The 13,228-nt window shown below is 55.1% G+C and carries 12 protein-coding genes and 1 tRNA gene; all 13 read right to left on the reverse strand.

From position 1 onward, the window contains the following. Positions 1–16 precede the first annotated feature (16 nt). Entirely contained in the window at positions 17–2,791 is a 2,775-nt protein-coding gene (locus ACTRW9_RS11525; protein ID WP_442429463.1) for a c-type cytochrome, read from the reverse strand. Positions 2,792–2,811: 20 nt separating this feature from the next. Continuing rightward, positions 2,812–3,624 (reverse strand): Ubiquinol-cytochrome c reductase cytochrome b subunit PetD, encoded by an 813-nt coding sequence (locus tag ACTRW9_RS11530; protein ID WP_005010206.1) that lies wholly within the window; start codon positions 3,622–3,624, stop codon positions 2,812–2,814. Positions 3,625–3,682: 58 nt separating this feature from the next. Next, a complete protein-coding gene (locus ACTRW9_RS11535; RefSeq protein WP_005010202.1) occupies positions 3,683–4,507 on the reverse strand; it encodes a cytochrome b N-terminal domain-containing protein in 825 nt (274 codons plus the stop codon). 64 nt (positions 4,508–4,571) lie between these two features. After that, entirely contained in the window at positions 4,572–5,135 is a 564-nt protein-coding gene (locus tag ACTRW9_RS11540) for a ubiquinol-cytochrome c reductase iron-sulfur subunit (RefSeq protein WP_005010201.1), read from the reverse strand. 145 nt (positions 5,136–5,280) lie between these two features. Further along, entirely contained in the window at positions 5,281–6,627 is a 1,347-nt protein-coding gene (locus tag ACTRW9_RS11545; protein WP_442429464.1) for an FAD-dependent oxidoreductase, read from the reverse strand. Positions 6,628–6,711: 84 nt separating this feature from the next. Continuing rightward, on the reverse strand, positions 6,712–7,068 hold the full coding sequence (locus ACTRW9_RS11550) for a hypothetical protein (RefSeq protein ID WP_442425437.1): 357 nt from the start codon (positions 7,066–7,068) through the stop codon (positions 6,712–6,714). Positions 7,069–7,108: 40 nt separating this feature from the next. Beyond that, positions 7,109–7,193: transfer RNA gene (locus tag ACTRW9_RS11555), tRNA-Leu, on the reverse strand. A 12-nt stretch (positions 7,194–7,205) separates the two neighbouring features. After that, positions 7,206–7,517, reverse strand: a complete 312-nt coding sequence (gene secG / locus ACTRW9_RS11560; RefSeq protein WP_442429465.1) for a preprotein translocase subunit SecG — start codon at positions 7,515–7,517, stop codon at positions 7,206–7,208. Positions 7,518–7,533: 16 nt separating this feature from the next. Further along, entirely contained in the window at positions 7,534–8,289 is a 756-nt protein-coding gene (gene tpiA / locus ACTRW9_RS11565) for a triose-phosphate isomerase (protein WP_442429466.1), read from the reverse strand. 22 nt (positions 8,290–8,311) lie between these two features. Continuing rightward, a complete protein-coding gene (gap, locus tag ACTRW9_RS11570) occupies positions 8,312–9,331 on the reverse strand; it encodes a type I glyceraldehyde-3-phosphate dehydrogenase (protein WP_442429467.1) in 1,020 nt (339 codons plus the stop codon). Positions 9,332–9,532: 201 nt separating this feature from the next. Further along, positions 9,533–10,276 carry a pyridoxine 5'-phosphate synthase gene (locus tag ACTRW9_RS11575; RefSeq protein WP_442429468.1) on the reverse strand — a complete coding sequence of 248 codons (744 nt, stop codon included), beginning with the start codon at positions 10,274–10,276 and terminating at the stop codon, positions 9,533–9,535. 1 nt (position 10,277) lies between these two features. After that, positions 10,278–11,099: a dihydropteroate synthase gene (gene folP, locus ACTRW9_RS11580; RefSeq protein ID WP_442429469.1), complete on the reverse strand. Its 822-nt coding sequence runs from the start codon at positions 11,097–11,099 to the stop codon at positions 10,278–10,280. Positions 11,100–11,211: 112 nt separating this feature from the next. After that, complete coding sequence (gene ftsH / locus ACTRW9_RS11585) at positions 11,212–13,143, reverse strand: ATP-dependent zinc metalloprotease FtsH (protein WP_442425431.1); 1,932 nt, start codon at positions 13,141–13,143, stop codon at positions 11,212–11,214. Between the last annotated feature and the right edge of the window lie 85 nt (positions 13,144–13,228).

Raw genomic sequence — 13,228 nt, forward strand, 5'->3', positions numbered from 1 at the left:
GGTCTGTCTAACAAAATCAGAAATCGTCGTCGGCGAACTCGTCGTCCTCATCATCCTCTTCATCCCCGGCTTCCGAGTCGTCTTCTTCCTCATCCAGAGGTTCACCAAAACCCCCATCAAAGAAACCGTCCATGAAGGGATCTTCCTCTTCGAGAGACAGGCTCATATCGACTCCGGGCTTGTCGTAGGAAACCAGCAGGTCGGTAATGTCCTGGGCCTGCTTGTCAATATCGCCGTTTTCAATCGTACTCAATTTATGGAATTTGGTCTGGATGGTGTAATCCCCGTCCTCCTTCGGCCAATGGTTGGGCATCGGCGTCCAGGGAATCATTTCACGTGTATCCTTCAACCATTTGGGAATCCATTCCTCGCGCAGGCGTTCCTGTGCGATCTTGAATTCGATTCCCTTGTCGCCACCATCATGGCATTTGCCGCATTCCATGTAGTTGACCATCTTGACGCCGTTTTCAATGGACGCCTTGTCTTTCTTCAGGTGAACTCCTGCTTCGTATTTGATTTCACTCGGAGCCACCAGCTCGAAATATGCCGTCAGGTCACGCAATTGGGAATCGGTCAGGTTGAAAGTTGGCATTTTAACCTCAACCCATTTGCGCACAGGAGTGGGTTTCTTCATGAAGGAATACAGCCAGGATCCCTTCAGTCGATCACCCACGTGATAGGTTTTGGTTTCAAGCGGAGGCGGATACTGAGCCGTGGACTTCAGGTGTTCCTGGATGTCCCCGCCATACCCTTCCACAATATGGCAACCGCGGCAGTTGAATTGCGTGATCAATCTCCGGCCGCGCTCAATAGTCAACTCATCCTGGGAGTAATTCCTTTTGTAACGTTCGGGTATGAACAAACCATTCAATCCGCGAAGGAAAACCATCAGGGCCTGGATCTCATCTTCCGCCAACTCGAAGTCCGGCATTTTATCGAGAATGCGTTCGGTGCGATACACCGTGGGATTTTTTAGTTTGTTATACGTCCAGGACTCCCATGTGTGTGGGATGTGCGTATCGGCAAATTCCAACTCGCGAACCTGTTTGCTTCCGAATGAAGACAATTCCGGCGCGATGCGGCCTTCCTTTTCCATTCCGGGAACATTGTGGCAGGCAAAACAACCCCGGTTTCTTACCAGTTTTTCACCAAACGCGATGGTATCCGGATCCTTGTATTTCCTTTCGATTCCGGGAATCTCCACCGGTTTCCCAAACTGGATCAGATACGCGGCGATGTTTGACGCCTCTTCCACGCTCAGGCGCATATCGGGCATTTTGCTTTCGTGGTTGTAATCGCGCGGATTGCTTAGCCAGCTCACTATCCAGTCGGCGGAAACCTTCTCGCCGATGTTACTCAGGTTCGGGGCGAACCGTTCACCCTTCCCTTTCAGCTTGTGGCAGGCCTGGCACCCTACAGATTCAAAAAGCTCTTGACCCTTTTTGGGATCGCCCCCTTTGAATTTTTCGGGTAGCTGGTACCCCTTTTCGGATTTATCCCATAGGTAAGCAGAAATGGCGAGCGCATGTTCGTCGCTCAAACCAAAATCCGGCATGCGCGTTTCCGGCAGGTAATCCTTCGGCTTTTTTACCCACCGGTACAACCAGCTGGGATCGACCTTGGCGGCAATTTTTCGCAGGCTCGGGCCCACCTTGCGTTCTTCCGCAAACCCTTCAACAAGGTGGCAACCATGACAACCCAGCTTCAGGAACAGCTTCTTGCCCTTGGTGAGGATGGGAGCCCCTTTCAGACTGACCACTTCGGCATGGCAGTTGGTGCAGTTCGATTGCATGAGACTGCCGTGAAGAAGGGGTTCGTTGATGCCAAGGGTCTGGTCCATTTCATGATGGGAGCCATGGGCATCTTCCGTAGGTGCGGTGGCCGTCCCCTGCCCCCTGTGACACCATGTGCATCCCGTTTCCAGAGGATCGTGGTGTTCAATCAGGATTTCCCGGTTCGGGTGGGTTTTGAGAGGTTCCTTGAAATCTTTATAGTAGGGATCGTTAAAAGAAACGTGACAGGTGTGGCACCGGTCCACTTTGTAAATGATCTCGCCAAACTTGTTTTTGGCGGAACCGGGAATGACCGTTTGCTTGATCTCAGCGGGCCGCAGGAACAGATTGAAGGGCTTGTAGTAATCCATTCTCTGGGCGAGGATGACCTGCTGGTTGGTCAAGCCTACCAGTTCATTCTCAAGATTTTTCTTGTGGACCTTGAACTCCAGAAGTTTGGCTTCCGCGTCATCGCGCTTGCGGGTGAGGTCTTCAATGATCGGCTCGAAATCGGCGATGTGGTGCTTGGTCTCCTCAACACGATTCAGCTCGACTTCATAATTCTTGCCTTCATGCTGGGCTTTTTTGTAGTAGTAATAATATTCGTCCAGCCGGCTTTTTTCGAATTTCAAAGCTTCCTTGGCATCATCCAGTGCCACCTGGGCATTCCAGGCCGCATCCGCGAGCTGCTGGTATTCCTCATCATTTTCCAGCTTCTCTTCTTCCTTGGCAATGGCCTGACGGAGTTCCTCGGTACGCCCTTCGATTTTCTCGGTGACTTCCACGTATTCCGCACGCGTGCGCTCGTACTGGGCCTCGTTGTAGGTATCCTGAAAATCCTTGTAGCCGCGCCGGATGAATTCGTCATCCCAGAAAGCCCACAGGGTCACGAACAGCAAGGCGCCGGAACACAGGAAAAACAGAAAGCTGTACGAAGTGCGCTCATCAAACTCCCCATCCTGGAACGCGGAGTCTTCCTTATTTTCTTCCTCTTGGGGATCTTTAGTTTCTTCAGCCATGGATGTTTCTGAAAAGCCCGTTAAACGTTAAACCAGGGGGTGACCCAAATGTATTTGATATTGAACCCGAGCCTCAGGGCGATCTTGATGACGATACCGATCATGATCAAATACAATTGCACCTTTAGGAACATGCGGAGGAAGCCTACTGTTTTGAGGGCTTTTCTCTCCATGAAAAAATAAACGGCGGTCCCGACGGCGAAATAACCGAGCACCACGACACCACCCACCAGCATGGCCATGTCATAGGTACGCACGCCGAGTGCATAGGGAAGATCGACGTTGGTCAGGGCCACCACCTTGTGCGGATCCCAGTACTGCCAGGGCATGAACAGGTTCCAGCCCGGACCCCGCAGGAACACGCCCATGATGATGAGCGCAATCCAGAGAACGAGAAAGCCGAAACTGTAAACCCAGATAGCCAGCTTACGCTCGGTGTAGGTGTAGTACCCGTTGCCCTTGGGGTTCACATCGAGATAGGGAATCAGCATGAGCCCAACGATAATGAGAACCGGCGCCACAACACCCGCAAACCAGGGGTCGAAATAAACCAGGATGTCCTGCAGGCCGAGAAAATACCACGGCGCCTTGGACGGGTTGGGTGTCTTGGTCGGATTGGCCGCTTCTTCAAGCGGCGCATCGATGGTGATCGACCACACCGTCAACAGAACACTGACGATGATGGCGCAGAGAAATTCCAGACGGACCAGATACGGCCAGACGTGGACCTTCTCCGGCAGATCCTCTACTTTCTTTTTCGGAGCCGCTTTAGCCGGCGCCTTGGCGGCCGGTTTGGCGGGTGGCTTGGCAGGTGGTTTCTCTGCGGTCCCCATAGAAAGACTTCCTATCCTTCAAAAAAGTTTCAATCAGCGAAACGTGAACAACAACATATCAAAGCGGTCCGGAGATGCCTCCGTCCTTTCGGATTCGCCAGAAATGGACGATCATCAGGGCGCCGGCCACCAGAGGTATCAGAATGCAGTGCAATACGTAAAAACGGAGCAACGCCGGCGGCCCGACAAGACTGCCGCCCAACAGCATGGAACGGGCGTCGTACCTTGCCGTCACACCCACATATTCCGCAAAAGGACCTTCAGACCCGAGGAACGGTGTCGCCCGCGCCATGTTGGTGCCTACGGTGACCGCCCACATCGCCAATTGGTCCCACGGCAGGAGGTAACCGGTGAAGCTCAGGAGAAGCGTGAAGGTCACGAGGAACACGCCGATAACCCAGTTGAACTCGCGGGGTGGTTTGTACGAGCCTGTCAAAAACACCCGGAACATGTGCAGCCAGACGGTAATGACCATCGCGTGCGCCGCCCATCGATGCATGTTCCGCATCAACATGCCGAACGGGACGTCATACTGCAGGTATTTCATGTCATAGTAAGCGTACTCTCCCACCGGACGGTAGTAAAACATCAGGATGATGCCCGTCACAACGAGGGAAAGAAAAAGCAGGAAGGTAATCCCACCCATGCACCATGTGAATTTGATACGCAACGCATGGCGGTGGATTTTTACGGGATGCAGGTGGAGCCAGACGTTACTCGCGATCTGCAAAACGCGGTTCCGCGGAGTGTCGGCGTATCCATGGCGGAACGACGAGGTCCAAACCTGGGATTCGGTGATCTTCTCCGCCGCTTCCTCAAAAAGCTTTCCGCTTTTGATGGACTCTTTGATCTCTTCAAAATTCGGAATTTTGGGTTTAGCCAAAACTCAATCTCCTAAACACTGCTGATTAATCTAATAAAAAAAGGCGAGTACGGGATCATGCCCATCAGGTTCTGAGGTAAGAACCCGGCTCTTCCCACTCGCCTTTCTCGTACAGAAACACCTTGCTTTTATCGACCACAATTTCACCGTCCGGGGCAATTCCTACCTTTAACCGTTCCAGAGGCCGTGGAGCCGGACCTTCGAAATTGATTCCATCCATTGTAAAACCACTGCCATGACAGGGGCACTTGTACTTACCTTCCGATCGCAGCCACAAGGGCGTGCAACCCAGATGCGTGCAGCGGGCGAGAATCGCATACAGCCGCTGCTCCTCACGCACAATCCAGACACGCTGATCCTTGACCCACTTGGTGCTCACTTCGCCCACTGTGTAATCACTCACCTTGCCAGCCTTGAACTTGGGAGACGGCTCGAACAACACACGCGGGAACAACAAGCGGAGAAAATAAACGGATGACAAACCCAAAGTGGCCATGAACCCGGCCCAACCGGCATACGAGAAAAAATCCCGTCTTGAGTAAAGATTGTTGGGTTTCTCTTTACCGCCCTTGTCCTTGGCCGCAGGCTTGGCCGGGGGGATGTTTGGATTTTTGGAAGGCTGTGCCATAAGTTCTTTTAACTCAATTGTTTATATAAATCCTGAAATCCTGGATAGTCAGCCAAGAATGGACATACCACTCTAGCAAAGGATGGTTTTTAACATAATTAGAAAATGGAGTCAAGGTAAGATAGTTACATCACAAACCCTTGAATTATCGCCTTGGAGTCAAACCTCGCAGGCAGGCCCGCGCGGCTTCCAAAACCCCGATTGCGGAGTCCCCAAAACCGGGTAAAAGTTGTGTCAGCGCCTTCACTGTCATGCCCCGTTGAATGGCCAGCGTCGCCAGGGTGAGCATTTCGGAAGCGCCGATTCCGGATATCTGTGCACCGATGACTTTCCGGCTCTCCCGGTCGGCCAGCAATTTGCAAAACCCGCCACCCTGACCGGGAATTTCGTCCGCATTCAATGGCAACCCGTTGAAACGGCCTTCCACCGGTTTCAGGTATCCCTTGTGGTGTGCGTCTTCCGCCCGGCAACCCACCGCAGCCAGGGGCGGATTGGAATGCAGGCGAAAAGGAATGCCACCCGGGTCCAGAATTCTTTCTTTTCCCAATGCGTTCTGTGCGGCGGTGCGGCCTTCCTCGCTGGAGTGTTCCGGCGAACGTTCGTGCCCGGTCACACTTCCCGCAGCAAACACATTCTTAACGGACGTACGCATGCAGGCGTCGGCCCAGATTTCACGACGGTCTCCCATTTCCATGCCCATCGCGGCGTCCAACGAACCCGGTGTGCGCCCCACGCGCCTGTATCCAACCAGGATTTTTTCGACGGAAAACTTGATTCCCCCATCCAGAGTGATATCGATACCACCGTCTTGCTTCAAAATGGACAGGATCTTTTTATTGAACAGGGATTTGACCTTGGCCCGCTTCAAACCGGCTTCCAGGACATCGATCAGTTCGGGGTCGCGGTCGGCGATCATGCGTTTCTGTTCATTGCACAGGAACACCCTGGTACCCAGGCGGTTAAAGAAGAGCGCCGTTTCAATCACCGCCACCCCGTCTCCCAGGATCAGGATCGACTCCGGTAATGTCTCCAGTTCGAGAAACCGGTCGACAGGAAGGATGGTGTCTTCATCGAAGGGAACGGTGGCAATGGATTCGGCGTCCGAACCCATTGCCAGAACCACATTATCGGCCTGCACTTCCTGCTTGCCCTTTTCCGTTTCAACGCGCAGGGTACCGGTTCCGGCAAGGGTTCCTTTGCCTTCGATCAGGGTCACGCCGGAGGCTTCCAGGTCATGCCTCGCCTGGTTCGAAGCGGCCTGAGCAATGGAGGAAAAACGTGTCCGCACACCTTCCCAATCGACAGGCCGAACGGCCCCGAATTCCGGGTCGGCAAGGAGGGTGCGCACAGGGTGGAGTCCACGATTCAGGTAGTGGCCACCCAGGGCATCCATCTCTACGAGACACACGCGGGCGCCCATGTCACTGCCTTGCCGGGCGGCGGCGAGACCGGCAGTGCCACCTCCCAGGATGGCGAGATCAAACTGGCTCATTCAAACACTTCCATCGTCATGCACCGGTTGAATTACCCACATTAAAGCACAATCCCGAAACCCGCCGCAATTGCCCTTTCTGGCTTATAATACGTTCAAGGCAGCCATGCCGATCAACAGAACCAGGCCGACGGACGCGATCACCGCATGCAGAGTGACGTTCATTTTACGGCTCAACGGGATGGCAGTCAGAAAGTAGGCGGCAACAAAGTAGATGAACCCGTCATTGTTCCCAAGCTGGTGGTTGACATAGAGAAACAAACCCAACATGGCGATCGACGCGACATAAACGTAACGGTGCAACTGGTACAAGCGCTTTCGCCGGTCCTGGGGAAGCATGCTGACACCTATGATGATGTTGGCGAAGACGATCAGGATGGTGAGGAACAGGGTCTGGAAGCTTGGATGGGCAAACAGGTCGCCCAGCGTTTGAATCTGCATGATTCAAATTCGGAGGCCCTTGCCGGCGAAGGCAAGTGGATGGTGCCGATGGGGAGATTCGAACTCCCACGGGTTGCCCCATACGCCCCTCAAGCGCACGTGTCTACCAGTTCCACCACATCGGCATTTAAGCGAATTTATTTCTTGGAGTTGTCCTGAGCTGGCTGGGTCGGGATGGTCGTGGTTTCTTCCACTTCGTTGATCACGGAATCCTGCTTTTTGCTGGACAGCACCGTCGCCAGGCTGAGGGACGTGATCATGAACACGATGGCCGCAACGGTGGTGAGTTTGGTCAAAAAATTTCCCGCTCCACTGCTGCCAAACATGGTCTGGCTGGACCCGGAACCGAACACCGCTCCCATGGCCGCGCCTTTGCCGGACTGCAGCAGGACGACGAGTATCAGGAAAACTGCGGCGGCAATGTGTAATACCGTAACAAACGTATGCAAACCAACCTCCTAAGAATCACTCAACCGAGCCAATAATAGCACAAAATAAATCCACGTCCAAACTCGCGCCGCCCACCAGAGCGCCATCGATGTTGTCCTCCCCAAGAAGACCGCGGCTGTTCTCCGGCGTCACACTGCCGCCGTAAAGAACCCGTATGGACTCCCCGGCGGCGGGCCCATACAATTCGCCGATCCATTGACGGATCAGGCAGTGCACCTGTTCAGCCTGTTGCGGAGAGGCGTTCTTACCTGTACCGATGGCCCACACCGGTTCGTAAGCGACGACCACCCTTCCGACCGCAGACGGCTCAACGTCCTTCAAGCCTTCGGTCAATTGCAGATGAACCACGTGTTCGGTCTGCTCTGCATCGCGTTCGACCTCGGTTTCACCAACACAAAGGATGACGTTGAGGCCATGATCGAGAGCGTGCCTGACCTTTCGGTTGATGAGGGCCTCCGATTCGCCAAACTGGTGCCGCCGCTCCGAGTGGCCGACAATCACCCAGCCGCACCCCGCCTCCACCAGCATGGGCGCCGAAATCTCACCCGTAAAGGCACCAGCGTCTTCGGCAAACACATTCTGTGCGGCAAGCCCGATACCGGTTCCCTTAAGCAGGGATGCCGCAAGCGAAAGCGAGGTGAACGGCGGTGCCACCACCACTTCCGCCGGACAACTGGAATCCAGCCGCCGGACCAGCCCTTGCAACAACCCCTCCGTCTCGGAAAGGGTCTTGTTCATTTTCCAGTTGCCGGCAATCAGGATCTTTCGCATAAAGCCCATTGTCCGTTGGCGCTCAGATTCCTTTTTTGATCATGAACTTCAAGATATCCCGCGTGCGTGAGGAATAGCCCCATTCATTGTCGTACCACGACAGCACCTTCACCATGTTTTTTCCCATGACCTTGGTGGACGGGCCATCGATGATCGAAGAGTCCTCGTCGCCATTGAAATCGATCGACACCAGCGGCTGTTCCTCCAGACGCAGGATGCCCTTGAGTTCACCCTCTGCCACTTCGCGGAACATGGAGTTGACTTCTTCTGTCGAGGTATCTCTTTCCACTTCGGCCACGAAGTCCACCAGCGACACGTTGGGGGTGGGAACACGGATGGCCATGCCATCGAGTCGGCCTTCGAGCTCCGGCAGGACAATGCACACCGCCTTCGCCGCTCCGGTGGTGGTCGGGATCATCGACAGGTTGGCCGCCCGCGCCCGGCGCAGGTCCTTGTGCGGCAGGTCAAGAATCCGCTGGTCGTTGGTGTAGGAATGAATGGTGGTCATCAACCCCTTCTTGATCTTGAGCCGGTCATGCAGCACCTTCACCATCGGAGCAAGGCAGTTGGTCGTGCAGGAGGCATTGGAAACGATGGAATGCTGTTTGGGGTCGTATTTGCCTTCGTTGACACCCAGCACCACCGTCACATCCGGATCGGTGGCGGGTGCGGAAATGATGACTTTCTTCGCCCCGGCGGTCAGGTGTTTGGCCGCGGCATCCCGCTTGGTGAAGATGCCGGTGGACTCGATCACCACATCAACGCCCAGATTTTTCCATGGGAGTTCGGCCGGATCCTTCACAGACAGGACCTTGATCTTTTTTCCATCGATAATCAGGTTGTCCCCGTCCGCCTTCACTTCACCCTTGGTGACGCCCTGCACGGAATCGTATTTATACAGGTGGGCGAGGGTCGCCGCATCGGTGAGATCGTTGATGGCCACAACGTCCACCAGCTCGCCGCATTCCTTGTCGCTCAATATGCATTTCAAAACGTTTCGGCCGATGCGGCCGAAACCGTTGATACCCACTTTAGTGGCCATATACCGATACCTCCAATTGCTTTGCTTGCGCTTTTCTTGGACTGAAAACACGTTGGCCCGGTCCCGGAGGGCGGGGTCGTGGTCATTTTCGCTTGCTTCCGTGGCTTGTTCAACGCCAATGTGGCGGGACGCTAACAGGGCAATGCGGGATTACGATTATGGTGCAAATTGATTGCGGGGTCAATACGATGAACACGGGTTTCATGCAGAAACCGCTCTTTGCGCCACACCTTTTTCAATGCACCGGATCATGTCGCGGACGGCCTGCTCCATGCCGCAATACACGGACCGTGCCACCAGGTTGTGACCGATGTTGAGTTCCTCGACCTCGGGGACCGCGGCGATAGGAACCACATTTTCGTTGTTCAACCCGTGCCCGGCAAACACCCGGAGGCCCAGGCCCTTCGCGTGGCGGGCTGCGGCCTGGATTTTTTGGAGTTCCCGTGCCGTCTGCTCCGGGTCGGTGAGCTCAGTGTAAAGACCGGTATTGATCTCGATGCTGTCCGCCCCCGTTTCCATCGCAGCGTTCAGTTGTTCCAAATCCGGATCCACAAACAGGCTGAACCGAATACCCAGGGGAGCCAGACGCTGACGGATGTCCGCCAGACATCCTTTCTTCGAGATCACGTCAAGGCCTCCTTCGGTGGTGATCTCCTGCCGTTTCTCCGGCACCAGCGACACCTGGTAAGGCTTGACGTTGATGGCAAGTTCCACCATCTCTTCCACCGCCGCCATCTCCAGATTGAGCGGCGTGCGGATGCCCTCCCGAATACGGTGCACGTCCCTGTCCTGAATGTGCCGCCGGTCTTCACGCAGATGCACGGTGATGCCGTCGGCCCCGGCCTGCTCCGCCAGGTGTGCGGCTTTCAGCGGGTCCGGCTCCACGGTTTTGCGGGCTTCCCGCAGGGTCGCGACGTGGTCCACATTGACAAACAAACGTATCATTTCATTCCTTCCGGTACTTGCGGAGTTCCTCAACAATCTTGATGGCCCGGGCGGTTTCCCGTACGTCGTGAACGCGCAGGACACGGGCGCCTTTCAACACACCAACCACCGCCGCGGCCAACGAGCCTTCCATTCTCTCATCCGTGGGAAGGTCCAGGATTTTACCAATAAACGCCTTGCGGGAAACACCCAAAAGCATGGGTTTTTCCAATGAAGCAAACCGATCCAGGTTGGATACCAGTTCCAGATTGTGCCTGACCGTCTTGCCGAATCCAATGCCGGGATCAATCATGATCTGATCCGCGGGGATTCCCGCAAACTCCGCTTCGGTAATGCGGCGGTCGAGAAAGTCATAAACCTCTTCAACGCAATCGACGTACTGCGGATCGAGCTGCATGGTCTTCGGCGTGCCTTGCATATGCATGATGATCACCCCCGCCGGATAGCGGGACACGGTTTCCACCATTTCCGGAAACCGCAGGCCGTAGATATCGTTGATCCAGTGAACGCCGAGATCCAGTACCCGCCGCGCAACATAAGGCTTGTACGTATCCACGGAGATGGGCACCGGAATTTCCCGCACCAGCGTTTTCACCACCGGCTCCAGCAGTTTCCATTCCTGTTCGTCCGGAACGGGTTCCGACCCGGGGTGGGTGGACTCCGCCCCGATGTCCAGCATGTCCGCGCCGTCCTCAATCAGGCGTTCTGCGGTTTTCAACGCCTGCTTTTCATTTGCAGAGTAACTGGATCGAAAAAAAGAATTGGAAGACAGGTTGATGATTCCCATGATCCGAGTCGGACCGGAAAAGAAGTCATCGCTCATACCACCACTCCTTTTAATTCAAAATCAAACAAGCAAACAAAAAAAGCTCCAAACTGGCCACAGCCGGAATGGAGCTTTGATTGTTCAGAAGGTTTTAGACCACGGACCGCCCTCAGGCAGGAGTGGGATCAGGCACACCACCTCCACCCACCAGGCCCTCGTCGAGGCCTTTGGCTTTCTTGCCCTTTTGGGTGTCCTCCGCCTTCAATCCGGCGGCAGGCTCCGTCTTTCCGGAGTCTGAATCCGGGTCCAGCGGACGGTTTTCTATGATGGCTTTGATCTCAACCAGGTCCAGGGTTTCCTGCTCCAGAAGCGCAACCGCCAATCGCTCCAGTGCATCGCGATTTTCGGTCAGCAGTTCCTTCGCACGATTGTAGCCGCCCATGACCAAGGCCTTGACTTCAAGATCGATCAGCTTGGCGGTTTCGTCGCTGAAGTTCTTCTGTGCGGAGAAATCCTTGCCCAGAAACACCTGTTCCTCCTTGGTGCCGTAGGTCAACGGACCCATCTTTTCGCTCATGCCCCATTCACAAACCATCTTGCGCGCGGTTTCTGTCGCGACTTCGATGTCGTTGCCCGCACCGGTAGTGATTTCACCCAGACAAACCTCTTCGGCCACGCGCCCGCCCATCATGATGGCCAGGCGGTGAATGAGGTATTCCTTGGGATACGTGTGCTTCTCATCTTCCGGCAACTGCATGGTCACACCCAGGGCACGGCCCCGCGGAATGATGGTCACCTTGTGCAGGGGATCGGTCCCCGGAAGGAGGAACGCCACCAGCGCATGTCCGGCTTCGTGATAAGCGGTGGTTTTCTTTTCCTTTTCGGTGATGACCATACTGCGGCGTTCGACACCCATCATGACCTTGTCTTTGGCGTTCTCGAAGTCCTCCATGGTCACTACCTTCTTCTCATCACGTGCAGCGAGGAGGGCGGCTTCGTTGACCAGGTTGGCGAGATCCGCACCGGTGAAACCCGGCGTGCCACGGGCCACCACTTTGAGGTCCACGTTGTCGGACAACGGCACCTTGGCGGTGTGCACTTTCAGAATGCCTTCGCGTCCCTTGATATCCGGACGCCCGACCACCACCTGGCGGTCAAACCGGCCCGGGCGCAACAGCGCGGGGTCGAGAACGTCGGGACGGTTGGTCGCGGCGATCAAAATGACACCTTCGTTGTTCTCGAAGCCGTCCATTTCCACCAGCAACTGGTTGAGGGTCTGTTCGCGTTCGTCATGACCGCCGCCGAGACCCGCGCCGCGATGTCGTCCCACGGCGTCGATTTCGTCGATGAAAATGATGCACGGGCTGTTCTTTTTGCCCTGCTCAAACAGGTCGCGCACGCGCGAAGCGCCGACGCCGACAAACATCTCAACAAAGTCCGAACCGCTGATGCTGAAGAACGGCACGTTCGCCTCGCCGGCAATGGCGCGGGCCAACAGGGTTTTGCCCGTGCCCGGAGGGCCCACCAGCAGGACGCCCTTGGGAATCTTGCCGCCCAGCTTGCTGAATTTCTGGGGCTCCTTCAAAAACTCGATGATTTCGTGGAGTTCTTCCTTGGCTTCATCACAACCGGAGACATCCTTGAAGGTGGTCTTGGTTTTACCTTCATTCATCAGGCGTGCCTTACTTTTGCCAAACGAAAGCGCCTTGCCGCCTCCGGACTGCATCTGGCGCATGAAGAAAATCCAGATACCCAGGAGCAGGATCATCGGGAACCACGAGATCAGGACGTTCATGTACCAGCTGGTCTGCTCCGGTGGCTTCACCACCATGCGAACGTCTTTATCCCGCAGGGATTTGATGAGGTCCGGGTCCTTGGACGGAGCGTAAGTCTGGAAGGTCTGGCCATCGGTGTACTTGCCGGTAATGTGATCGCCCTGCATGACCACTTCCGCAACCTCACCGTTCTCCACCTTGTTCATGAACTCGCTGAAGACGATCTCCGACTGAGGGGTTATGGGTTGGTTGAAAATATTGAACAAAGCTATCAGGATGATGCCGATAACCAGCCACAACGCGAGGTTTTTATAAAATTGATTCAAGGCCGTCTCCTTTTGTATCTAATCTGGGCAATTGCCGTCCTGTTTCCCCATGGTAGCATATTTTATCCCGCGTGGGCGGGAATCT

Source organism: Nitrospina sp. 32_T5, from assembly GCF_052156635.1.
GTDB lineage: Bacteria > Nitrospinota > Nitrospinia > Nitrospinales > Nitrospinaceae > Nitrospina.